The sequence below is a fragment of the Arthrobacter sp. MDT2-16 genome (genome assembly GCF_054510925.1).
In genome coordinates this window covers 553,892-575,503 of record NZ_JBTNDP010000001.1, presented here as the reverse complement: position 1 = coordinate 575,503, position 21,612 = coordinate 553,892, and the positions used below count along the sequence as shown (strand labels likewise).

The following is a 21,612-nucleotide window of genomic DNA, read 5'->3' as shown; positions in this document are numbered from 1 at the left end:
GAGCGCGCCGGGAAGGGCCGTCAGCCCTTGACGGCGCCCGAGGTCAGGCCGGAGACGATCTGGCGTTGGAAGAGGAGGACGAGGAGGACCACCGGGATCGTGACGATGATCGCGGCCGCCGAGATGGCTCCGGTCGGGGACTCGAACTGCGAGGCCCCGGTGAAGAACGCCAGCGCGGCGGGCACGGGGCGCGCCGCTTCGGTGGACGTCAGCGAGATGCCGTACACGAAGTCGTTCCACGCGATGAAGAACGCGATGATCGCCGTCGTGAACACCCCCGGCAGGGCGAGCGGGACGATGGCCTTGCGGAACGCCTGCCACGTCGTCGCGCCGTCCACCTGGGCCGCCTGCTCCAGTTCCCAGGGGATCTGCCGGAAGAACGCGGCGAGGGTCCAGATGGAGATGGGGAGCGTGAGCGACAGGTACGGGATGATGAGCCCCAGCCACGTGTCGTACAGGCCGATGGTGCGCCACAGGTTGAACAGCGGGGTCACGATCGAGATGACGGGGAAGATCGACACGGCCAGCGCCGTGGTCAGGATGAGTTTCTTGCCGGGGAAGTCCAGGCGGGCGATCGCGTAGGCGCACAGCGTCGCGAGGACCACGGCGATGAACGTCGCGATGAGCGAGATGCCGATGGAGTTGCGCAGGGCCGAGAGGAACAGTCCCTGGGCGTCGCCCACGAGGATCTGCTCGTAGTTGCTCGTGGTGGCCGTGCCCGACGAGGGGAGGAACTTGCCGCTCGTCAGGTCGCTCGGGGACTTGAAGGACGTGGCGAGGATCGAGGCCACCGGGAAGAGCGCGTAGACGAGGACGAGGATGGTGGCGATCGCCCAGAGGACCTTGTTCCTGGTGCTGGTGTTCGTCATCACTTTCCTCCCTGCGTTCCGGCGAGATCGACCTTGAACAGCTTGATCGCCACGAAGCAGATCAGCAGGACGCAGAGGAACAGGAGCACGGACACGGCCGAGCCGAGTCCGATCTCCAGTCTGCTGATGGACTGCCGGTAGGCGAGCAGCGAGAGCACTTCCGTGCCGTAGGCACCGTTGGTCATGATGAACACGTTGTCGAAGATGCGGAAGGCGTCGAGGGCCCTGAACAGGACGGCGACCATGATCGCGGCCTTCATGTTGGGGATGATGACCTTGCGCATCTGCTCCCACCAGGTGGCGCCGTCGACCTTCGCCGCCTCGCTGAGCTCGTCCGGAACCTGTGCGAGGCCGGCGAGGAGGAGCAGCGAGATGAACGGCGTGGTCTTCCAGATCTCGGAGGCCATGATGACGAACAGGGCCGTGGGGCCCTGGGCGAACCAGTTGAGGTTCTCGTCGATGCCCGGCAGCCAGGCGAACCAGCTGTTCACGTAGCCCGAGTTGATGTCGAAGGCGTAGAACCAGGCGAACGCGGAGACCACCGTGATGATGCCGTACGGCACGAGGATCGCGGTGCGCAGCAACCCCCGGACCGATTTGAGCGCCTTGTGCATCACGAGCGCGAGGGCGAACCCGAGCACGAGCTCCACGAGGACGGTGACGACGGTGATGAAGACCGTCGTCCACAGCCCTGACCACCAGACCGGATCCGACAGGATCACGAGGTAGTTCTCGAGGCCGATGAACGCCCGCTCGTCGGGCGCCGTCAGCCGGAAGCGGAACAGCGACTCGTAGATGGCCTGCAGGATCGGGTACAGCGTGACGAGCAGCATGATGATGAACGCCGGGCCGGCGAGGATCCAGCCGAGCCGCCGCTCCGCACGGGTGCGGTCGCTGTACTGCTTCGGTGCCCTGCCGGTCTTGGTGCGGTTGCCGTTGCCGCTGCCTGCCTCGAGGCGCGGGCCGGCTTCGGCGGGTGACGCCGTCGTCGTCTTCGCTGGGATGGCGGAGGTCACAGGAGTTGCTCCCCTCTGAGGACCGATGTGATGAAGTCGCTCGACGACGCGGGCGTGCTGTCCGGGTCGACGGCGGCGGGTGGCGCCCAGCGCTGCTGGATACCGGTGGAGACCTCGTTGTAGAACGGGGTCTGCGGACGGGGAGCCGCGACCTGGAGGGAGTCCCTGATGGTCTCGGCCATGGGGAAGGACTCCTCGATCCGGGGGTCCTCGTAGGCCTCGGTGTTCGCCGGCGGGTTGCCGTTGGTCACGAAGTACTCCGACTGGTTCTCGACCGAGACGATGCACTCGATCGCCTCGTAGGCGAGCTCGGGATTGTCGCTCGCCGCTCCCACGCCGAGATTGATGCCCCCGAGCGGCGGGGCCGCCTCCTGGTCCTCCGACATCCTCGGGTAGATGCCCCAGCCGATGTCGTCGAGGACCGCCTGGTCGAGGGTGCCCGCCTCGACGGCGGCGACGGTGGCGGGGTAGACGAACGGCCAGTTCACCATGAAGGATCCGGTGTCCCCCTGGAAGGCGATGAGGGAGGCGTTCTCGTCCTGCGTGGGGAGCCCCGGGCCTCCGAGGCCGTCCTTGCCGATCGTGGAGATGACCTCCGCTGCGGCGATGCCGGCGTCGGTGTCCAGTCCGAGTTCGACGGTGTCCGCCGTGGCCTCGGGGTCCACGATGATCGACCCGCCGGCGGATTCGATGAGGGCGTTGAGCCAGACCGTCATCGATTCGGCCTGGGCGCCCTGCACCCCGAGGGTCTTCTCCTGGGTGCGGGCCGCCTCCATGACCTGCTCCCAGGTCACGGGATTCGTCGTGTCGATCCCGGCCGCCTGCGCCACGGATTTCCGGTACCAGAGGATCTGCGTGTTCGCCCAGAACGGGACGGTGACGAGCTCGTCCTTCCAGGTGGCCCCGGCGATGGCGCCCTCGACGACGTTCTCCGTGGTGGCCTTGGCGACGTCCTCGGGCACCGGTGCCAGGAAGCCGGGTTCGGCGAGTTCGGGGATGAAGGGCGGATCGAGGCTCATGATGTCGAGCGAGGTGTCGCTCGCAGCCAGGCGGCGTGCGAGCTGTTCACGCTGCGAGGCGGCGTCGTTCGGGAGGAGCGAGGTCTCGATGCTGTAGCGTCCGCCGGACTCCTCGCTGCACTTCTCGGCGATGGCCGCCTGGCCGCCGGCGTCCGGGTTGATGTACCAGGTGAGGGTGTTGTCCGCCTCCGCGGGGCCGCAGCCGCTCATGACCAGCGTTCCCATGACGAGGCCCGCCAGGACGGTGCCTCTCGGACGGGTTCTCACGGGGGTGCGTGTTCGTCGACTACTGGGCATTCGTACCGAGCCTCCACATCTTTGTAGACAACCCGGCTGACGCCCCGGTCGGGCCGTCAGCCTGAGCGACCTTGCTTTTTCGACCCTATGCCTTGGCGCGGTAAATCGCTAGACAGGCTGCTTACGATCCCGCAACGCGCGGACGCGTGCCGGCAGGACGTCAGGAGACGGCGGAATTGTCCAGGGCGAACGGGGGGCGTTCGACGTCGCCGGTCACGGCCTCCGCAGGATCGGAGCCGAGCTCCACGATCCGGTTGTCCGCGTCCACGTGCACGACGACGGGCGTGAACGCGCGCGCTTCCTCGGTGGTCAGCTGCGCGTAGGTGATGAGGATGACGAGGTCGCCGCGCTGCACGAGATGCGCGGCGGCGCCGTTGATGCCGATGACACCGGAGCCGCGCTCGCCGGCGATGGTGTAGGTCTCGAGCCGGGCGCCGTTGGTGATGTCCACGATCGAGACGAGCTCGCCGGGCAGGATGTCCGCGGCCTCGAGCAGATCGAGGTCGACGGTCACGGAACCGACGTAGTGGAGGTCGGCGTGGGTGACCGTGGCGCGGTGGATCTTCGACTTGAACATTGTGCGATTCATCGCCTCAAGAATACTGCCGATTCCGCGCCCGGAGCCGGGAGGGGAAGGTGTCCTTGGGCACACCGCATGGTCCTCCCCGAGGGGAGCAAGAGCGGGCGACGGGAATCGAACCCGCGTATCGAGCTTGGGAAGCTAGCGCTCTACCATTGAGCTACGCCCGCACGGTGCTTGAACCGCTCCATCACCTTACAACAGTTCTTCCGGCTTCCCGGGATCCGCACTGCTGCTCCGTGCCGGACCGGCGTCACGCAGGCTGGTGCCGGTGCCGGTGCCGGTGCCCGTGCCCGTGCCCGTGCCCGTGCCCGTGCCCGCGCCGTCGTCCGTCCCCGCCGCCCGCGCGCGGTCGATCAGTTCCCGCCACGGATCCCCGAGGCGGCTCTCGGGGAGGTCGACCTCCGTGTAGCCGATCGCGATCCGGTAGGTGAAGCGGTCCCGCGCCGGCCCCGGACCCCGCGGGCCGGCGCCCCCACCCGCCGCACTGCCGTCGGACGGCGCTCCGCCTGCTCCCTCGTCCGCCGCGGCCTCCGCGAGCGGGAGCCAGCGCTGCTCGGCCTCCGTCCGGCTGACCTCGAGGCTCCAGGTCCGGGTGAGGCCGCCGAAGCCGCCCGAACGGGTGATCTCGATCCTCACGGGAGCACGCCGACCTGCACCCAGGCCTCGGCCACCGCGCCGGCTTCGCGGCTGTCGGTCCCGAAGCGCTTCTCGGCCGCCTCGTTCGTCGCTGCGGCGAACGTGCGGAAATCGCACTGCGGCGGGATGCCCCCGCCGAGGACGGCGTCGAACCAGATGCGGCCCGCCCCCTCCCACGCCGGGCCGCCGAGGGTGGTGGCCGCGAGGTAGAAGGCGTGATTGGGGATACCGGAGTTGATGTGGACGCCGCCGTTGTCCGCGGCCGTCTCCACGTAGTCCGCCATGGTGGCCGGTTGGGGGTCCCTGCCGAGGATGTCGTCGTCGTAGGCCGTGCCGGGAGCCTTCAGCGAGCGCAGGGCGGTGCCCTCCACCGCCGTCGTGAAGATGCCGGCCCCCACGAGCCAGGAGGCGTCCGCGGCGTCCTGGCCGAGTTCGCGCTGCTCCACGAGGACGCCGAAGACGTCCGACAGCGACTCGTTGAGGGCCCCCGACTGGCCCTGGTACTCGAGGTTGGAGGAGTACTGCGTGAAACCGTGGGTGAGTTCGTGGCTGATCACGGTGAGGGAGGCGGTGAAGCGTCCGAAGATCTCGCCGTCGCCGTCGCCGAAGACCATGCGCTCGCCGTCCCAGAAGGCGTTGTCGTAGTTCGAGCCGTAGTGCACGGTCGCCTCGAGGGGCTTGCCCGCGCCGTCGATCGACGACCACCCGTACTCCTCGCTGAAGAGCCGGTAGGTGGCACCGAGGCCGTCGTACGCCTCGTCCGCGGCGGCGTCACCCGTGGCGGGGGCTCCCTCGCCCCGCACGAGGTTCCCCGGGAGCTCCTCACGGCTGCCGGCGTCGTACACGCGGCGGGTCAGGGTGCCGACGACGGCAGAGCCGCGGCGCACCGGCGCACCGAGTGCCTCCGCGCGGATCTGCAGGAGGGGATCGAGCTCCAGCAGCGCGTGCCGGGCGGCGTCCGAGGCGACGGACAGCCGCGGATCCCGGAGGGCGGCGAGGCGGGTGAGCAGGTGCGGCGGGACGATGCTGCAGCGGATGTGCATGAGGGCCTCCTTCGGCTGGTCCCAAGGTAGACCCGCCGGCCGACACTCTGCCGTTCGGGCGGCCGATCATCGCCCCACGTAGGCTTGCCGCATGAGCGTGGAGCGGAACACCCGCAGGCTGGAACAGGGCATCGAGCGGGACTTCTCGGACAGGATGAGCTACGGCTCGTACCTGGACCTGGACAGGCTGCTCGACGCGCAGCACCCGGTGAGCTCGCCGGAACACCACGACGAGATGCTCTTCATCATCCAGCACCAGACCTCCGAGCTGTGGCTGAAGCTCGTGCTGCACGAGCTGCGCGCCGTCCGCCTGCACCTGCGCGCGGACGACCTCCGGGCCGCGATGAAGGGGATCGCCCGGATCAAGCACATCCAGCGCTCGCTGACGGAGCAGTGGTCCGTGCTGGCCACCCTCACGCCGTCCGAGTACGCGGAGTTCCGCGGTGACCTCGGTTCCGCGAGCGGTTTCCAGTCCTACCAGTACCGGGCCGTGGAGTTCCTGCTCGGCAACAAGAACGCGGCCATGATCGAGGTGTTCGACGCCGATCCGGTGGCGCGGGCGCTGCTCACCGAACTCCTGGGGCAGAGCAGCGTGTACGACGAGTTCATCGCCCTGCTGGCGAGGCGCGGCTATGCCGTGCCGGCGGACCTCCTCGGGCGCGATGTCGGCGTGGCCCACGAGTTCACGCCCGCGCTGGTCGCCGTGTACAAGCAGGTGTACGAGGACGCCGCGGGGAACTGGGACATCTACGAGGCGTGCGAGGAGCTCGTGGACCTTGAGGACAACTTCCAGCTCTGGCGGTTCCGGCACCTCAAGACGGTCGCGCGGACCATCGGGTTCAAGGCGGGCACGGGCGGTTCGTCCGGCGTCGGTTTCCTCCAGCGAGCCCTCGAGCTGACCTTCTTCCCCGAACTCTTCGCCGTGCGCACCGAGATCGGGCGCTGAGGCGGGTCCAGCAGGGCTGGTAGCTTGGGACGGTGCTGATCTCAGACCGCGATATCCGAGCAGAACTCGACGCCCAGCGGATCGTCCTCGACCCGCACGATCCCGCGATGGTGCAGCCCTCCAGCGTCGACGTGCGCATCGATCGCTACTTCCGGCTCTTCGACAACCACAAGTACGCGCACATCGACCCCGCCGAGGACCAGCCGGACCTCACGCGCCTGGTCGAGGTGGCCCCCGACGAGCCGTTCATCCTGCACCCCGGCGAGTTCGTGCTCGGCTCCACCTACGAGACGGTGACGCTGCCCGACGACATCGCAGCGCGCCTCGAGGGCAAGTCCTCGCTCGGCCGCCTCGGGCTCCTCACCCACTCGACGGCCGGGTTCATCGACCCGGGGTTCTCCGGCCACGTGACGCTCGAGCTGTCCAACATGGCCACGCTGCCGATCAAGCTCTGGCCCGGCTCGAAGATCGGGCAGCTGTGCTTCTTCAAGCTCACCTCGCCCGCCGTGCACCCCTACGGCTCGGGCGAGTACGGGAACCGCTACCAGGGCCAGCGGGGGCCGACGGCGTCGCGCAGCCACCTGAACTTCCACCGCACCGAGATCTAGGGGATCAGGCCTCCGGCACGACGGCGCGCGTCACGCGCGCGGGCGGCTTGACCGGCAGCAGGACCAGGAGCCCGGCGAGCAGGACCACGAGGATGCCGATCACGCCGTAGAGCTGGGACCCGAAGATCCCGATGCACAGCGCGAAGAGGGTCGGGGCCAGGAAGCTCACGGCCCGGCCCGTCGTCGCGTACAGCCCGAACAGCTCGCCCTCGTCCCCCACCGGGGCGAGGCGCGCGAGGTAGGCGCGCGACGACGCCTGGGCCGGACCGACGAACAGGGTCAGCAGCAGGCCGAAGACCCAGAACGTGGTGTCCGAGGTCCATTCCATGCCGAAGAAGGAATGCGTTCGGGTGCCGAGCAGGAGGATCGCCGTCCCGGCCACCAGCAGGCCCACGAGGGCGGCGATGATGACGCGCTTCGGCCCGATGCGGTCGTCCAGGAAGCCGCCGATCACCGCGCCGATCGCCGCGACCACGTTGGCGGCGATCGCGAAGACGATCACCATGCTCGCCGAGAAGCCGAAGGCGCCCGCCGCGAGGATGCCGCCGAAGGTGAAGACGGCGGCGAGTCCGTCGCGGAAGATGGCGCTCGCGAGCAGGAAGAAGATGGTGTGCGGGCTCTCGCGGTAGATGGTTTTCACGCGGCGCGCCAGCAGGCCGTAGGAGGCCAGGAAGTTCAGCTGCGCGGCCCTGGCGCGCCGCGGCACCTCGGGCACCGCGAACATCACCGGCAGCGCGAAGGCGGCGAACCACAGCGCCGAGAAGACGGCCACCAGGCGGATGTTCAGCCCGTCCTGGCTCGAGGCGCCGGCCCAGTCGACCACGGGCTGGATGAACACCACGAGGACCACCACGAGCGCCGCGATCCCGCCCACGTAGCCCATGGCCCAGCCGAAGCCGCTGACCCGGCCGATGGTCGCCGGCGTCGAGATCTGGGTCAGCATCGCGTTGTAGTTGACCCCGGCGAACTCGAAGAAGATGTTCGCGGCGGCGATCAGTGCGACACCGAGGGTCAGCATCCCCGGGCTCGGGAAGACGAAGAAGCACAGGGCCGTGAGGACGGCGACGATGACGGTGTTCACGCCGAGCCAGAGCTTCCGCCGCCCACCGCTGTCCGAACGCTGGCCGGTGACGGGCGCGAGGAGGGCGATCAGCAGGCCGGCGGCGGCGAGCCCCCAGCCGAGCACCTGCGACGTCCGTTCCTCTCCGCCGAAGGCCTCCGACGTGAGGTAGACCGTGAAGACGAACGTGGTCATGATGGCGTTGAACGCAGCCGAGCCCCAGTCCCAGGAGGCCCACGCCAGGACGGGCTTGCTGAAGATGCGGCCGGAGCCCGCGGTCGGCAGCGGTGCAGGGGCCTCCGCGGGCGGAGGTAGCTGCTGGTGCGTACTCATAGGGGAAATGCTAGCGCCGCATGACGCACGTCACGCCCGGGCCGCTCCGGCGGCGTCGGGTCGACGACCGGCTCCGTATCGGTGGAAGGTTGAAGTAATTCCTTCGGTAGACTGGGTGGAGCCCGACCGTCCCCCAGTGGAAGATCGAGACTCCCATGCTCTCCGTGCTGATCGCGATGTTCGCGCTGGCACTAGTGGCGCCCGTCCTCTTCTCCCGGCTCGGCAGGTCCGCCTTCTTCGTCCTCGCCGCAGCCCCGGCGGCGGCCTTCGTGTGGCTCCTCGTCGAACTCCCCGGCGTCCTCGCCGCCGACCAGGCCGCGCCGAACGGTGCGCCCGGTGCGCCGCCGTCGCTCGTCATCCCCTGGATCCCCAGCCTGCAGCTCGAGCTCGCCTTCCGGCTCGATGCCCTGGCAGCCGTCCTCTGCATCCTGATCCTCGGCGTCGGGGCCCTCGTGCTCTTCTACTGCGCGCGCTACTTCAAGAACGACGACCCCGACGTCGGGGCCTTCGGGGCGCAGCTCCTCGCCTTCGCCGCCGCGATGTTCGGGCTCGTCCTCGCCGATGACCTGATCCTGATGTTCATCTTCTGGGAACTGACCACGATCCTGTCCTACCTGCTCATCGGCTACTCGCGGCACCGGCTCTCGGCCCGCCGTTCCGCGCTGCAGGCCCTCATCATCACCACCTTCGGCGGCCTGGCCATGCTCGTGGGACTGGTGATGCTCGGGCAGGAGGCCGGGACCTACCGCCTCTCGGAGATCCTCGCGGATGCCGGCGCGCTCGCGGCACGGGGGACGCTGGTCGACGTCGCCATCGCCCTGGTGCTGGTGGGAGCCGTCACCAAGTCGGCGCTCGTACCCTTCCACTTCTGGCTGCCCGCCGCGATGGCGGCGCCGACCCCGGTCAGCGCCTACCTCCATGCTGCGGCGATGGTGAAGGCCGGGGTGTTCCTCGTGGCGCGCTTCGCCCCCGGTTTCAGCGAGACGGCCTTCTGGCACCCGGTGATCTTCGTCCTCGGGATGGCCACGATGCTGCTCGGAGGGTGGCGGGCGCTCCGGCAGTTCGATCTCAAGCTCGTCCTCGCCTACGGCACCGTGAGCCAGCTCGGCTTCCTCACCATGGTGGTGGGGCTCGGTGGACGCGACGGCGCGGTGGCCGGTCTGGGCCTGCTCCTCGCGCACGGCTTCTTCAAGGCGACGCTCTTCCTGGTGGTCGGCATCATCGACCACCAGGCCGGCACCCGCGACCTCCGGGTCCTGTCCGGTGTGGGAGCCACGTCGCCGGTGCTCTTCGCCGTCGCCCTCGTGGCCGCGGGGTCCATGGGTGGCGTGCCGCCGCTGCTGGGTTTCGTCGCCAAGGAATCCGTCTTCGAGGCCTTCGCGCATCGTGCCGAGGACGGCGCGGCCGGGACACTCCTGCTCGGTGGGATCGTGGTCGGCTCCGTCCTCACCTTCGCCTACAGCGCCCGGTTCGTGTGGGGGGCCTTCGCGCTCAAGCACGGCGGGCCGCGGACCGCCTTCCCGCGCGTGCGGACCTCGTTCCTGCTGGCACCGGCCGTGCTCGCCGTCGCCTCCGTGGTGTTCGGTGTCTGGCCGGGGCCGCTGGATGCACTCGTCCAGCCGTACGCCGCCCTCTTCGCGTCCGACGACGCCGCCCCGCACCTGGCCCTGTGGCACGGCTTCGGACTCCCGCTGCTGCTCTCGGGCGTCACGCTGGTGGCGGGAGGGGCGCTCTACCTCCTCCGCCGCCCCTTCGAGCAGTTCCAGGAGCGCCTGCCGTCGATGCGTGAGGCGGAGGTGGTGTACCGGTCGGTGATCGGCGTGCTCGACGACGTCGCGGTCTGGATCACCGGACGGACGCAGCGCGGTTCCCTGGCGTTCTACCTCTTCGTCATACTGGCCACCGCGGTCGTCACCCCGCTGACCGCGCTCATCATCTTCGACGCCCCGCTGCCCACGAGCTTCCGGATCGCGCAGTCCCCGGCGCAGATCGTGGTGGTGGGTGCCATCATCGTAGGGATCATCGCCGCGCTGCGCTCGAACAAGCGCTTTATGGCGGTGCTCATGGTCGGGATCACCGGCTACGGCATGGCTGCCGTCTTCGCCCTGCACGGGGCGCCCGACCTCGCGCTCACGCAGATGCTCGTCGAGACGATCGTGCTGGTGGCGTTCGTGCTCGCGCTGCGCTCGCTGCCGGCCCGCCTCTGGAACCGGGCCGAGAGCCGGCACCGCCTGCTGCGTGCCGTCCTCGGCATCGCGTTCGGCGGGATCATGGCCGTCATCGCGATGTCGGCGATGGCGTCCCGCAACGCCGCGCCCATCTCGCTCGCCTACCCGCAGATGGCCTACGACGATGGCGGTGGCGCGAACGCCGTCAACGTGCTGCTCGTGGACATCCGCGCCTGGGACACCTTCGGTGAGATCACGGTCCTGGCCCTCGCCGCGACCGGCATCGCCAGCCTCATCTTCATCCGCGGGCGCAGCGACCACCGGCGCCGGGCCGACGGCGTCGAGGACGGGTCGGTGGACAGGGGACAGGAACTCCTCGACGCCCGCGGGCGGTCGGGCGCCGCGCTGGCACTGGCGGCCCGCTTCGCCGACGTCCCGCGCGACCCGTGGCTCGTCGCCGGGCGGACCCTCGCCCCAGAACGCCGCTCGATCGTCTTCGAGGTGGTCACGCGGCTGATCTTCCACACCATGATCGTGCTCTCGATCTACCTGCTCGTCGCAGGCCACAACCTGCCGGGTGGAGGCTTCGCCGGAGGTCTCACCGCCGGGATCGCCCTGGCCATCCGCTACCTCGCGGGAGGCCGCTTCGAGCTCGCCGAGGCGAGCCCCGTCAGCGCCGGCGCCCTGCTGGGTGCCGGGCTCGCGATCGTGTCCCTGACCGCCGCGGCGCCGCTGCTGCTCGGCGGGGCGGTCCTCGAGAGCTACATCCTCGAGTTCTGGCTGCCGGTGTTCGGGGACGTGAAGTTCGTGACGTCCACGATCTTCGACATCGGCGTGTACATCATCGTGGTCGGCCTGGTGCTCGACGTGCTCCGGAGCCTCGGCTCGGAGATCGACGAGCGCAGCGAGGCGGACGATCCCGTCGAGGAGGACGCCGGGGTGGATGCCCTCGTCCCGCCCGCCACCGAGGGGGTCAGGCCATGACCGTCGACATCACCCTGATCGTGCTCATGGCCGTCTTCTTCGCGGCCGGGATCTACCTCCTGCTGGAGCGCAGCCTCACCCGGGTGCTGCTCGGTCTGATCCTCCTCGGCAACGGCGCGAACATCCTCCTGCTCGCGATGAGCGGAGGCGGGGGCAGATCCCCCCTGTACGTCTCCGGGATTGCGGCGGAGGACTACACCGACAGCCTGCCGCAGGCGCTCATCCTGACGGCGATCGTCATCACGTTCGCCGTCACGGCGTTCATGCTCGGCATCATCTACCGGTCGTGGGTGCTCGGGCGGCAGGACGTCGTCCAGGACGACCCCGAGGACCGCCGCGTCGCGGACCAGCCCAGCTACGACTACGAGGACGACGCCGACATCGCCGCAGACACCACCGAATTCTCCGACGACGGGTCGGACACCTCTGACGCATCGGACGCGCCCCCTTCCGGGGCGGTTCCCGCCGACCGGTCCGGGGACGCCCGGTGATCGCCGCCGATCTCGCGCCGCTCGCCGTCGTCCTGCCGTTCCTCGGGGCCGCCGTCACCTTCCTCCTCATCCGGCATTCGCGCGCCCAGCGGGCCGTCAGCATCACGACGCTCAGCGTCACCCTGCTGATCGAGGTCGTCATGCTCCTCGCCGCGCCGGCCGCCGGGACGCACGCCGTGAAGCTCGGCGGCTGGGAACCGCCGTTCGGGATCGTGCTCGTGGTGGACCAGTTCTCGGCGCTCATGCTCGTGGTCTCGTCCGCCGTCAGCCTCTCGGTGCTGATCTATGCGGCGGGGCAGGGCATGGCCGACGGTGACGAGGACGGCCCGGTCTCGATCTTCCACCCCACCTACCTGATCCTGGTCGCCGGGGTGTCCAACGCCTTCCTCACCGGCGACCTCTTCAACCTGTACGTGGGCTTCGAGATCCTCCTGACCGCGAGCTACGTGCTGATGACGCTCGGGGGGACCGCGCCGCGCATCCGCGCGGGTGTCACCTACGTCGTCGTGAGCGTGGTGTCCTCGATGCTGTTCCTCATCGCGATCGCGATGATCTACGGAGCCACGGGCACCGTCAACATGGCGGACCTCGCAGTGAAGCTCGAGGACGTCGATCCTGCCACGCAGATGGTGCTCCACCTGATGCTGCTCGTGGCGTTCGGCATCAAGGCCGCCGTGTTCCCGCTCTCCTTCTGGCTCCCGGACTCCTACCCGACGGCGCCGGCGCCGGTGACCGCCGTGTTCGCGGGCCTGCTGACCAAGGTGGGCGTGTACGCGATGGTCCGGGTCGAGACGCTGCTCTTCCCCGGTGACCGCATCAACTCCCTCCTGATGGTCGTGGCCCTGCTGACCATGGTGGTGGGCATCCTCGGTGCCCTCGCGCAGTCGGAGATCAAGAGGCTGCTGTCCTTCACGCTCGTCAGCCATATCGGGTACATGGTCTTCGGTCTGGCCATCTCCACGCGGATCGGGCTCGGGGCGGCCGTCTACTACGTGGCGCACCACATCACCGTGCAGACCAGCCTGTTCCTCGTCACGGGACTCATCGAGCGTCGGGGTGGGACCGCGAACATGGACCGGCTCGGCGGACTCGCGCGGCTCTCCCCGCTGCTCGGCGTCCTGTTCTTCCTGCCCGCCATGAACCTCGCCGGGATCCCGCCCTTCTCGGGCTTCCTCGGCAAGCTCGGGCTCATCCAGGCCGGCGTGGACCTCGGCACACCCCTGGCCTACCTCCTCGTCGCGGGTGGGGTGGCCACGAGCCTGCTGACGCTCCTGGTCATGGCGCGCGTCTGGAACCGCGCGTTCTGGCGCAGCCCCGCCGATGCCGACGACCCGGACCCCATCCTGCTCGCCAGCAAGGCCGACGGCACCAGCATCGGCACGTCCCGCCACGTGACCGGCGAGGACACCGGGAAGTTCGCCGGCAAGGACCCGGTCACCCTGCTGCCCCGCACCATGACCGGTCCGACGATCGGCCTGGTGGTCCTCGGACTCGCCCTGACGGTCCTTGCCGGCCCGCTCTTCGCCCTCAGTGACGACGCGGCCCAGGAGATGCTCGACCGCACCCCCTACATCGAGGCAGTCCTCGGACCGGGAGCCGACCGATGAGCCGCCAGCGCATCCCCCTCATCACCGAACTGCCCCTGGTCGTCTGGCTCGTCCTCGTCTGGGGCGCCCTCTGGCACGACTTCGGGGTGGGGAACCTGGCGTTCGGGGCGATCCTCGCCTACGTCGTCGTGAACTTCTTCTACCTGCCGCCCGTCGAACTGACGGGCCGGTTCAACGTCCTGTGGCTGATCCCCTTCCTCGGGCGCTTCTTCCTCAAACTCGTTACGGCCAGCGCCGAGGTGTTCTGGCTGGCTCTCACCCGGGGGTCGCGGCTCCGCAATGCCGTCGTCGCCGTGACACTGCGCAGCCACTCGGACTTCCTGGTCACGGCCACCGGCCATGCCATCTCCCTCATCCCGGGTTCGCTGGTGCTGGAGGTGGACCGCTCCACGTCGACCCTCTACCTGCACTGCCTCAACGTCGCCTCGGCCGACGACGCCGCCGCGATCCGCCGCGACGTCCGCGCCACGGAGGCATGGCTCATCCGCATCATGGGTAGCCGCGACGACCTCGCAGCACTGCGGGCCGAGGGGGTTCGCCGATGACCGTCGTTATGTATGTCGTAGGAGGAATACTCGCGGTGGCCCTGGCCTTCGCGCTCTTCCGGGCGGTCCGGGGCCCATCCATCCTCGACCGCGTGCTGGCGCTCGACGTCGTCCTCGCCATCATCGGCGCCGCGCTCGTCGTGAACATGGTGGCGAACCGGCACCTCGACAACCTGGTCCTGCTCGTCACGATCTCCCTGATCGGTTTCATCGGCTCCGTCACGGTGGCCCGCTTCGTCACGGACAGGAAGTAGCGCCATGGCCACCGACGTCGTCGTCGCCGTCCTGATGATCGGCGGGGCCCTCATGTCCCTCGCCGCCGGGATCGGCCTCGCACGTTTCCCGGACCTCCTCTCGCGCATGCATGCCGCCACGAAGCCGCAGGTCCTCGGACTGCTGCTCTTCCTGCTGGCGCTCGCCGTCGAGAACGGGACCTGGCTCCTGGTACCCGTGCTCGTGCTGTGCTGGGTGTTCCAGCTGCTCACCAGTCCGGTGTCCGCGCACATGGTGGGCCGGGCAGGCTACCGCACACGGCACCTGCGACGCGACCTGCTCACCCTCGACGAGCTCGATGACGTCGTGGCGCGGGCGGCGGCCGGGGAGGCGGAGGCCCACGAGTCACCGCAACCCGACCCGGCAGCCGGCACCCCGGCCATCGGCGGCCCGGTACCGGTGGATCCCGCCGTCGTCGACCCGGCAGCGCCCCGCGCACCCGGTGGCACCGGCCGGCGGGCGCGCAGGGATCGCGCCTGAGCGCAGACGGCGGCGCGACGGACCTCCACGGGCCAGACGGCGCGCGGAAGGGTGCGTCACCGGCCTGTCAAGCAGCCCCCGGGACCACCGGTGGAGAGCCGCAGGGCCGGCAGGAGAAGGTAAGGTGGCTGCTGATCATGGGGCGACGTCAAGGAAATCGGGTTCAGGAATGGTAGGGCTGCAGCGCAACGCGGTGATCATCGAGGACGACGGCGACATCCGCCGGCTGCTCGGCATCGTGTTGTCCGGCCGGGGTTTCACGGTGCACGAGGCGGTCACGGGAGCCGAGGGGCAGCGCCTCGTCGACACGGTGGACCCCCAGCTCGTCACGCTGGACCTCAATCTCCCGGACATGGACGGACTCGACCTGTGCCCCCGGCTGCGCGCCGGATCGACGGCACATATCCTCACGATCTCCGCCCGGCCCCCGCAGCTCACCGAGGAACAGTGCCTCGCGGCCGGATCCGACCACTTCCTGGCCAAGCCGTTCAGCCCGCGCGCGCTCGCAGCCCACCTCGACGCCGTCCTGCCGATGAGGGCTGCCGCCTGACGCGCGTGCGCCTACCGGGCCTTCACGACGGGTAGCTCCGACCACTTGGTCGTGTAGTGGGGCGAGAGCATGTCCCGTTTCATCGTCCAGTCGGAGCCCGCCTTCAGCCCCGCGTGGCCGAGCCCGATGGCCGACCGTCCGAACCGCCGGCCCACGTCGTGTAGGAGAAGACCTGTGTCCTTCGGCGCCGAGCCGTCGACCGGCAGCAGGGCCTGGGCGCCGGCGGGTCGCAGGTCGGTGACGACCACGCCCGCGCGGATGTACGGCACACCCTCCTCGACGAGGGGGAGGAGCCGATCCGCGGCGCGCGTCAGTTCCAGGGGGTCCGCCGTGTGGGCGGGCAGCGGGACGCAGACGGTCGGCGCGCTCCTGGGTCCGGTGCTGAAGGGTGAGGTGGCGGCGAAGGCCGTGATCACCCGCCCCTGCAGTGACTTCCGGGCCAGGCGGGACGCGGCGCCCTGCGCGTAGGTGCTGAGCGCCTGATGCATCGCATCCCGCGTGGTCACCGGTGTGGCGAAGGAGCGGGAGTAGAGCACCTGCTCGTTGCCGGTGGATTCGTGTCCGGTGATGCAGGGAGTGCCCTGCAGCTCGAGCACCGTCCTCATGAGCACCACCGAGAAGCGCTTGCGGATGCCGACGGGGTCGGCGGCGGCGAGGTCCCATGCCGAGTCGATCCCGATCGCGTTGAGCCGCTGGGCGTTCCTCGCCCCGACACCCCAGACGTCCGAGACAGCGAGGCGCTGCAGCAGGGACCGCCGGTGCTCCTCGGGCACCAGGTCCCAGTGGCACACGCCGTCGAAGCCCGGGTTGCCCTTCGCCCAGCGGTTGGCGAGCTTGGCGAGGGTCTTGGTGGGCGCGATCCCCACGCAGACGGGCAGGCCGACGTGGCGGCGCACCACGGCCCGTATCTCGGTTCCGGTGCGGTGCTGGGCGTCCAGGGGGCCCGGGAGGGTGAGGAAGGCCTCGTCGATGCTGTAGATCTCGAGGTTCCCGGTGTACCGGCCGAGGAGTTCCATGACGCGGGCGCTGAGGTCGCCGTAGAGCTCGTAGTTGCTCGAACGCACCTCCAGCCCCCAGTCCCGCGCCTGCCCGGCGATGCGGAACCACGGCGTGCCCATGCTGATGCCGAGGGCCTTCGCTTCGGGGCTGCGGGTGATCACGCAGCCGTCGTTGTTGGAGAGCACCACGAGCGGCCGGCCCTCGAGCGACGGGTCGAAGGCGCGCTCGGAGGAGACGTAGAAATTGTTGACGTCCACCAGCGCGATGCTGCTGCGGTGCTCAGACATGGTGCTCAGACATGGTGCAGGCACCGGGTGGCGACCCCCCAGATCACCAGGTGGTCCGGATCGGGGACGGGGATGGGCTCGTAGGCGGTGTGGGCGGCGACGAGCAGAACTCCCGACGGTGCGATCCGGAGCCTGCGGATGACGAGCTCGCCGTCGAGCACCGCGATCACCACGGACCCGTCGCGCGGGCGCAGGGCGCGATCGACGATCAGCTCGTCGCCGTCGGAGATGCCCGCTCCCTCCATGGCATCCCCGGAGACCCGGACGATGAAGGTGCTCGTGATGTCCTTGATGAGGTGGCGGTTGAGGTCGATGCGGTCCTCGAACCAGTCCTGGGCGGGGGAGGCGTACCCCGACGGCAGAAGCGAGCCGCCTTCGGTCGAGCCCATCGGCCGGCGCGGCGCCGCACCGGACGCACCGGAACCGTCCATCCTCACACCCCGTCTCCCCGTGGTGCCGGCTCCTCGTCCCGGTGCCGGCCTTCGAAGCCTAGACGCTGCCACCGACGCCCGGAGCACGACGACGGGGGGGGGCCGTGGTGTCGCTGCCCGGGTCAGTGGATGCGGCGTCGCCAGTCGGCGGGCACGCGCCCGGCCGGGCCGGGGACGGGCTGGTCGGCCGGGCGGCTGGTCGGCTCGGCGAGGGCAGGACCGTCCGTGAACTGGTGCGTGCGGTAGTCCCAGAACCAGTCCTCGCCCGGCTCGAAGGACATCGCCACCGGATGACCGGCCGACGCCGCGTGCGCGGAGGCGTGGCGGGACGGGGAGCTGTCGCAGCACCCCACCTGACCGCACGCGGCGCACCGGCGCAGGTGCACCCACCAGCCTCCCGAGGCGTCGCACTCCTTGCAGCCGGTGCCCGAGGGGGCGACGCTCGTATCGATGGCGTCCGTCATGGCAGTCCTTTCGTCCCGGCGGGGTGAGCGGGGGATCCCGTTGTGGGCGAGGCGCGCCGCGCGGCGTCGAAGGCGGGGAGCGCCTCGGCAGGCGTGGCCGCCGCCGCCACGAAGCCGTCGGGCCGTACGAGGTACAGCACGCCGGCCTCGAGCGGGGTCGACCCGGTCGTCGCGAAGGTGGAGAGGGGAAGTCCGAGCTCGCCGGCGACCACACCTGCCAGGCGTGCCGCGGCGTCGTCCCCCGCATACAGGTGCAGCTGCCACACCGCGGTGCGGAGTGCCGCGAAGTTCTCCCCCGTCCAGGGCAGGCGGCGGCCGACGACGGCGTCGCGGCGCCGCCCCGGGGGCGAGTCGGGCATGCGGTAGTGGATCCTCAGCTGGCCCAGGTATCCGGCCAGACGGCGGCCCACCGGCAGGCGGGGCAGCACGGCCATGGCGAGGGGCAGCACCACCTGCGGCACGTAGCGGCGTACCAGGACCGCGGTCCTCCTGCGGGAGGTGACCCCGCGGAACACGGTGTCCGTCGTCCTCAGCAGGCGCATGGCCACGGGTCGGCGCTCGGCCTCGTAGCGGTCCAGGAGCGACTCCGGGGCACGAGCCGCGACCACGTCCGCGAGTTTGAACGCGAGGTTGTGGGCGTCCTGGAGTCCGGTGTTCATGCCCTGCGCGCCGACGGGTGAGTGGACGTGGGCGGCGTCGCCGGCGAGGAACACGGAGCCGGTCCGGAACCGAGCGGCGATCCGGTGGTGGACGCGGTACGTGGAGAACCAGCGGTGGTCCTCGTACGTGACGCCGAAGCCCTCGGCCAGGCGGCGGCGCGCGACGTCCTCCGTGATCGGCGGGGTGTCGTCGCCGGCGATGCCGATGAGGCGCTGCCCGCTCCGGCCGTCCTCCGCCGGGCGCATGGGGAACGCGAGCAGGAACTCGGTGGCGCCCTGGCGGATGTTCACGGAGGCGGGGCTGAGCCCCCGGACGCCCAGCGCGTCCACGAGGTAGAAGCTCTGCCGGCTGGTCGTGCCCTCGAAGGGCGTGCCGCACAGGGACCGGACGGCCGAGGACGCACCGTCGCAGCCGACGGCGAAGCGCGCACGGATGGTCGAGGTCCCGGCGGGGCCCTCGACGACGGCGGAGACGGCGCCGTCGTGCTGCTCCAGGGTGGTCAGCCGGTGCCGCCAGCGCACGGATCCGCCGGTTGCCTGCAGGTTGGAGGCAAGGATCCGCTCGTTGGCGCTCTGCTCCAGCATGTACATCCCGGGGTAGGGCGTGAGGCCCTGCCCGAGCCGGGTCAGCGGGATGGGGGTGAAGGCCTTCCGCCCGTACCCCTGGCGCAGCGACTCGGCGTGCTGGGCCTCGGCCAGCACGCGGTCCACGACGCCGAGCTGGTCGTAGATCTCCATGGAGCGCGAGTGCACGCCCAGGGCGCGCGACTCCACCGTCGGCCCGTCCTTGCCGTCGATGACCGCGACGCGCACGCCCAGCCTCACCAGCCAGTTCGCCAGCATCAGGCCCGTGGGGCCGGCCCCGACCACGAGCACCTCGACGTCGTCCGCCGCACCCTCAGGGGTCATCATCGCCTCCGGGGGTCAGCGGTCGAGGATGGTGCAGACGCAGGCGCGGTTGCCCTCGGCGTCCGCCAGCACCGTGAAGGACGGCGCCGCGGCGTCGTCGACCACCCTGCCCCCGGCGGCGACGGCGGCCGCGATGCGCCCCTCCGCCGCGTCGTGCGGCACCCACACGTCCAGGTGGAAGCGCTGCCGCGGGGTCTCGTGGGCGTCGGTGTGCTGGAACCACAGCAGCGGCACCCGCCCGCCGGGATCCTCGATGTCGTCCCCGTCCCGCGCGCCGGCGTCGCCGGTCAGCAGGGCGGCCCAGAACGGACCGATGGCGGCCACGTCCGCGGTGTCGAGGGCGAGTTCCACGACGGCGGGCGCGGCGGGATCGGCCGGGACACCCTGGCCGGCGGCGACCCGACTGATCCGTCGGGCGAGCTCGACGTCGCGCCCGGTCACGCCGGACGCGTCGTGGCTGAGGAGCCTCACGTCGACATGCGGGTAGGTGAGCGTCACGTCGGGGTGGTGGCCCGCCTCCTCCGCGAGTTCCCCGATGGCGGAGACGAACGCGAGGCCCGTGGCGAAGTCGCGCGTCAGGAAGCGGGCATGCAGTGCCTGGGCCAGCTTCCGCCAGTCGTCCAGCCCGGCGTCGAGGATGTCCTGGGTGCTGAGGATCGTCATGCGGCCAGTATGTCGAAGTCCCGGGGGACAGAGAAGGCCCCGGGGCGGGTGGAACGGCCGCCCGCGACGGATGTCGACCGACGATTCCCGGCGCCGTGATTTGACTCACGCCCGCGGACGGTTCAGGGTTTTAGGTCTGTCCCCATCCCGACCCACCCGCTCGCAGTCATGCCCGCATGCCCTGCAGCCGCAGAAGGAATTCCTACCCCATGCCCGAATCCGCTTCCCCGGCGATGGTCTCCACGGCCCACGCCGCCGGCGACCAGCACCAATCCCCGCACCTCACCCGGGCGCTCAGCAACCGCCACATCCAACTGCTCGCCATCGGTGGTGCGATCGGCACCGGCCTGTTCATGGGCTCCGGCAAGACCATCTCGCTCGCCGGCCCCTCCGTGATCTTCGTGTACATGATCATCGGCTTCATGCTGTTCTTCGTCATGCGCGCCATGGGCGAGATCCTGCTCTCCAACCTCGAGTACAAGTCCTTCAGCGACTTCGCCGGCGACCTGCTCGGCCCCTGGGCGGGCTTCTTCACCGGCTGGTCCTACTGGTTCTTCTGGGTGGTCACCGGTGTCGCGGACATCGTCGCCATCGCCGGTTACGTCGACATCCTCGCGCCCGGCACCCCGCTATGGATCCCGGCGCTCGCCACCCCCGTGGTGCTGCTGCTCCTGAACCTCCCCACCGTGAAGGCGTTCGGCGAGGCGGAGTTCTGGTTCGCCATCATCAAGGTGGTCGCCATCCTCGCGCTGATCGTCACGGGCATCGTCATGATCGCCACCCGCTTCCAGTCGCCCGGCGGGCAGGTCGCCGATCTCGCGAACATCTGGAACGACGGCGGCATGTTCCCGCACGGTCTCTTCGGCTTCATCCTCGGCTTCCAGATCGCGATCTTCGCGTTCGCCGGCATCGAACTGGTGGGCACCGCCGCCGCGGAGACGAAGGACCCCGAGAAGACGCTGCCCCGTGCCGTGAACTCCATCCCCATCCGCATCCTGCTCTTCTACGTGGGTGCGCTGATCGTGATCATGGCCGTCAACCCGTGGCGGACCATCGACGCCGCGAACAGCCCGTTCATCGGCATGTTCACGCTCGCAGGCCTCGGCATCGCCGCCGTCGTGGTGAACCTCGTGGTGCTGACCTCGGCCGCCTCCAGCGCGAACTCCGGCATCTACTCGACCTCACGCATGGTCTACGGGCTGGCGCAGGACGGCAACGCGCCGCAGTCGTTCGGCAAGCTCAGTTCCCGCAAGGTCCCGCAGAACGCCCTGCTGTTCTCCTGCATCTTCCTGCTCGCCGGGCTGATCCTGCTCTACTCGGGCGACTCCGTGATCGGTGCCTTCACCATCGTCACCTCGGTGGCCTCGGTCCTGACGATGTTCGTCTGGTCCATGATCCTCATCAGCTACCTCGCGTTCCGCCGCCGCCGGCCCGAGCTGCACGAGGCATCTGCCTTCAGGATGCCCGGCTCCTCGTTCATGCCGTACGTGGTCCTCGCGTTCTTCCTCTTCATGCTCGTGGCCCTCGCACAGGCTGAGGACACGCGCCTGGCACTGGTCATCGCGCCCCTGTGGTTCGCGCTGCTCGGCGGTGCCTGGTTCCTGAACCGCAGGACCCCGCTCCAGCAGGCCCGCATCGAGGAGCACAAAGCCCTGGTGCGGTCCGAACGGGCCCGCACCGCGTAGGTCCGGC

Annotated in this window: 21 protein-coding genes, 1 tRNA gene and 1 pseudogene; 10 read left to right on the top strand and 13 right to left on the bottom strand. The window is 70.0% G+C overall.

Features of this window, described 5'->3' with window-relative positions; genetic code table 11:
• Positions 1-20: 20 nt before the first annotated feature.
• From ACX80N_RS02795 to ACX80N_RS02765, 7 genes are all read right to left on the bottom strand, one after another.
• A complete protein-coding gene (locus ACX80N_RS02795; RefSeq protein ID WP_105031744.1) occupies positions 21-869 on the bottom strand; it encodes a carbohydrate ABC transporter permease in 849 nt (282 codons plus the stop codon).
• Positions 869-1,885, bottom strand: a complete 1,017-nt coding sequence (locus ACX80N_RS02790) for a carbohydrate ABC transporter permease (RefSeq protein ID WP_240615098.1) — start codon at positions 1,883-1,885, stop codon at positions 869-871. Before ACX80N_RS02790 ends, ACX80N_RS02795 begins: the two co-directional genes overlap by 1 nt.
• Positions 1,882-3,201, bottom strand: a complete 1,320-nt coding sequence (locus ACX80N_RS02785; RefSeq protein WP_459338194.1) for an extracellular solute-binding protein — start codon at positions 3,199-3,201, stop codon at positions 1,882-1,884. The genes ACX80N_RS02790 and ACX80N_RS02785 overlap by 4 nt, the downstream gene beginning before the upstream one ends.
• Before the next feature lie 160 nt (positions 3,202-3,361).
• On the bottom strand, positions 3,362-3,790 hold the full coding sequence (gene panD, locus ACX80N_RS02780; protein WP_205753591.1) for an aspartate 1-decarboxylase: 429 nt from the start codon (positions 3,788-3,790) through the stop codon (positions 3,362-3,364).
• Positions 3,791-3,880: 90 nt separating this feature from the next.
• Positions 3,881-3,951 (bottom strand) — tRNA-Gly (locus tag ACX80N_RS02775).
• A gap of 25 nt (positions 3,952-3,976) precedes the next feature.
• A complete protein-coding gene (locus ACX80N_RS02770) occupies positions 3,977-4,420 on the bottom strand; it encodes a protealysin inhibitor emfourin (protein ID WP_459338193.1) in 444 nt (147 codons plus the stop codon).
• Complete coding sequence (locus ACX80N_RS02765) at positions 4,417-5,463, bottom strand: M4 family metallopeptidase (protein ID WP_105031740.1); 1,047 nt, start codon at positions 5,461-5,463, stop codon at positions 4,417-4,419. The genes ACX80N_RS02770 and ACX80N_RS02765 overlap by 4 nt, the downstream gene beginning before the upstream one ends.
• A 91-nt stretch (positions 5,464-5,554) precedes the next feature.
• On the opposite strand from ACX80N_RS02765, the gene ACX80N_RS02760 reads away from it, so the two are divergent.
• Together ACX80N_RS02760 and dcd are read left to right on the top strand one after the other, a co-directional pair.
• A complete protein-coding gene (locus ACX80N_RS02760; protein ID WP_459338192.1) occupies positions 5,555-6,409 on the top strand; it encodes a tryptophan 2,3-dioxygenase in 855 nt (284 codons plus the stop codon).
• Between the two features lie 32 nt (positions 6,410-6,441).
• Complete coding sequence (gene dcd / locus ACX80N_RS02755) at positions 6,442-7,017, top strand: dCTP deaminase (protein ID WP_105031738.1); 576 nt, start codon at positions 6,442-6,444, stop codon at positions 7,015-7,017.
• A 4-nt stretch (positions 7,018-7,021) separates the two neighbouring features.
• Here dcd and ACX80N_RS02750 read toward each other — a convergent pair whose 3' ends face one another.
• Positions 7,022-8,410, bottom strand: a complete 1,389-nt coding sequence (locus ACX80N_RS02750; RefSeq protein WP_459338191.1) for an MFS transporter — start codon at positions 8,408-8,410, stop codon at positions 7,022-7,024.
• A gap of 155 nt (positions 8,411-8,565) precedes the next feature.
• On the opposite strand from ACX80N_RS02750, the gene ACX80N_RS02745 reads away from it, so the two are divergent.
• The 7 genes and pseudogenes from ACX80N_RS02745 to ACX80N_RS02715 all read left to right on the top strand — a co-directional run bounded on the left by ACX80N_RS02745 (position 8,566) and on the right by ACX80N_RS02715 (position 15,508).
• Positions 8,566-11,562: a Na+/H+ antiporter subunit A gene (locus tag ACX80N_RS02745; RefSeq protein ID WP_459338190.1), complete on the top strand. Its 2,997-nt coding sequence runs from the start codon at positions 8,566-8,568 to the stop codon at positions 11,560-11,562.
• Positions 11,559-12,053 (top strand): Na(+)/H(+) antiporter subunit C, encoded by a 495-nt coding sequence (locus ACX80N_RS02740; RefSeq protein ID WP_459338189.1) that lies wholly within the window; start codon positions 11,559-11,561, stop codon positions 12,051-12,053. Before ACX80N_RS02745 ends, ACX80N_RS02740 begins: the two co-directional genes overlap by 4 nt.
• Positions 12,050-13,660 carry a Na+/H+ antiporter subunit D gene (locus tag ACX80N_RS02735; protein ID WP_105031734.1) on the top strand — a complete coding sequence of 537 codons (1,611 nt, stop codon included), beginning with the start codon at positions 12,050-12,052 and terminating at the stop codon, positions 13,658-13,660. Before ACX80N_RS02740 ends, ACX80N_RS02735 begins: the two co-directional genes overlap by 4 nt.
• Positions 13,657-14,205 carry a Na+/H+ antiporter subunit E gene (locus ACX80N_RS02730; protein ID WP_459338188.1) on the top strand — a complete coding sequence of 183 codons (549 nt, stop codon included), beginning with the start codon at positions 13,657-13,659 and terminating at the stop codon, positions 14,203-14,205. The genes ACX80N_RS02735 and ACX80N_RS02730 overlap by 4 nt, the downstream gene beginning before the upstream one ends.
• Positions 14,202-14,459: a monovalent cation/H+ antiporter complex subunit F gene (locus tag ACX80N_RS02725; protein WP_105031732.1), complete on the top strand. Its 258-nt coding sequence runs from the start codon at positions 14,202-14,204 to the stop codon at positions 14,457-14,459. The genes ACX80N_RS02730 and ACX80N_RS02725 overlap by 4 nt, the downstream gene beginning before the upstream one ends.
• A 4-nt stretch (positions 14,460-14,463) precedes the next feature.
• Positions 14,464-14,814, top strand: a pseudogene (gene mnhG, locus ACX80N_RS02720) (monovalent cation/H(+) antiporter subunit G); the annotation flags it as partial.
• Positions 14,815-15,127: 313 nt separating this feature from the next.
• Positions 15,128-15,508: a response regulator transcription factor gene (locus tag ACX80N_RS02715; protein WP_157940212.1), complete on the top strand. Its 381-nt coding sequence runs from the start codon at positions 15,128-15,130 to the stop codon at positions 15,506-15,508.
• A gap of 11 nt (positions 15,509-15,519) precedes the next feature.
• Here the strand turns inward: ACX80N_RS02715 and ACX80N_RS02710 are convergent, their stop codons facing one another.
• The 5 genes from ACX80N_RS02710 to ACX80N_RS02690 form a co-directional block, all read right to left on the bottom strand.
• Complete coding sequence (locus tag ACX80N_RS02710) at positions 15,520-16,794, bottom strand: Y-family DNA polymerase (protein WP_459338187.1); 1,275 nt, start codon at positions 16,792-16,794, stop codon at positions 15,520-15,522.
• A gap of 5 nt (positions 16,795-16,799) precedes the next feature.
• A complete protein-coding gene (locus ACX80N_RS02705; protein ID WP_240615142.1) occupies positions 16,800-17,183 on the bottom strand; it encodes a LexA family protein in 384 nt (127 codons plus the stop codon).
• A gap of 164 nt (positions 17,184-17,347) precedes the next feature.
• Positions 17,348-17,689: a UBP-type zinc finger domain-containing protein gene (locus ACX80N_RS02700; protein ID WP_459338186.1), complete on the bottom strand. Its 342-nt coding sequence runs from the start codon at positions 17,687-17,689 to the stop codon at positions 17,348-17,350.
• Positions 17,686-19,257 (bottom strand): FAD-dependent monooxygenase, encoded by a 1,572-nt coding sequence (locus tag ACX80N_RS02695; RefSeq protein ID WP_459338185.1) that lies wholly within the window; start codon positions 19,255-19,257, stop codon positions 17,686-17,688. The genes ACX80N_RS02700 and ACX80N_RS02695 overlap by 4 nt, the downstream gene beginning before the upstream one ends.
• 15 nt (positions 19,258-19,272) lie before the next feature.
• Positions 19,273-19,920: a 4a-hydroxytetrahydrobiopterin dehydratase gene (locus ACX80N_RS02690; protein WP_105031726.1), complete on the bottom strand. Its 648-nt coding sequence runs from the start codon at positions 19,918-19,920 to the stop codon at positions 19,273-19,275.
• Between the two features lie 233 nt (positions 19,921-20,153).
• On the opposite strand from ACX80N_RS02690, the gene cycA reads away from it, so the two are divergent.
• Positions 20,154-21,605, top strand: a complete 1,452-nt coding sequence (cycA, locus tag ACX80N_RS02685; RefSeq protein WP_459338466.1) for a D-serine/D-alanine/glycine transporter — start codon at positions 20,154-20,156, stop codon at positions 21,603-21,605.
• Positions 21,606-21,612: the final 7 nt, after the last annotated feature.

Excerpts from the sequence above, each read along its gene's own strand:
- ACX80N_RS02795 (WP_105031744.1), bottom strand. The coding sequence starts at position 869 with ATGACGAACACCAGCACCAGGAACAAGGTCCTCTGGGCGATCGCCACC.
- ACX80N_RS02785 (WP_459338194.1), bottom strand. The coding sequence starts at position 3,201 with ATGCCCAGTAGTCGACGAACACGCACCCCCGTGAGAACCCGTCCGAGA.
- panD (WP_205753591.1), bottom strand. The coding sequence starts at position 3,790 with ATGAATCGCACAATGTTCAAGTCGAAGATCCACCGCGCCACGGTCACC.
- ACX80N_RS02765 (WP_105031740.1), bottom strand. The coding sequence starts at position 5,463 with ATGCACATCCGCTGCAGCATCGTCCCGCCGCACCTGCTCACCCGCCTC.
- ACX80N_RS02760 (WP_459338192.1), top strand. The coding sequence starts at position 5,555 with ATGAGCGTGGAGCGGAACACCCGCAGGCTGGAACAGGGCATCGAGCGG.
- ACX80N_RS02750 (WP_459338191.1), bottom strand. The coding sequence starts at position 8,410 with ATGAGTACGCACCAGCAGCTACCTCCGCCCGCGGAGGCCCCTGCACCG.
- ACX80N_RS02745 (WP_459338190.1), top strand. The coding sequence starts at position 8,566 with ATGCTCTCCGTGCTGATCGCGATGTTCGCGCTGGCACTAGTGGCGCCC.
- ACX80N_RS02740 (WP_459338189.1), top strand. The coding sequence starts at position 11,559 with ATGACCGTCGACATCACCCTGATCGTGCTCATGGCCGTCTTCTTCGCG.
- ACX80N_RS02730 (WP_459338188.1), top strand. The coding sequence starts at position 13,657 with ATGAGCCGCCAGCGCATCCCCCTCATCACCGAACTGCCCCTGGTCGTC.
- ACX80N_RS02725 (WP_105031732.1), top strand. The coding sequence starts at position 14,202 with ATGACCGTCGTTATGTATGTCGTAGGAGGAATACTCGCGGTGGCCCTG.
- ACX80N_RS02715 (WP_157940212.1), top strand. The coding sequence starts at position 15,128 with ATGGTAGGGCTGCAGCGCAACGCGGTGATCATCGAGGACGACGGCGAC.
- ACX80N_RS02710 (WP_459338187.1), bottom strand. The coding sequence starts at position 16,794 with ATGTCTGAGCACCGCAGCAGCATCGCGCTGGTGGACGTCAACAATTTC.
- ACX80N_RS02705 (WP_240615142.1), bottom strand. The coding sequence starts at position 17,183 with ATGGGCTCGACCGAAGGCGGCTCGCTTCTGCCGTCGGGGTACGCCTCC.
- ACX80N_RS02700 (WP_459338186.1), bottom strand. The coding sequence starts at position 17,689 with ATGACGGACGCCATCGATACGAGCGTCGCCCCCTCGGGCACCGGCTGC.
- ACX80N_RS02695 (WP_459338185.1), bottom strand. The coding sequence starts at position 19,257 with ATGACCCCTGAGGGTGCGGCGGACGACGTCGAGGTGCTCGTGGTCGGG.
- ACX80N_RS02690 (WP_105031726.1), bottom strand. The coding sequence starts at position 19,920 with ATGACGATCCTCAGCACCCAGGACATCCTCGACGCCGGGCTGGACGAC.
- cycA (WP_459338466.1), top strand. The coding sequence starts at position 20,154 with ATGGTCTCCACGGCCCACGCCGCCGGCGACCAGCACCAATCCCCGCAC.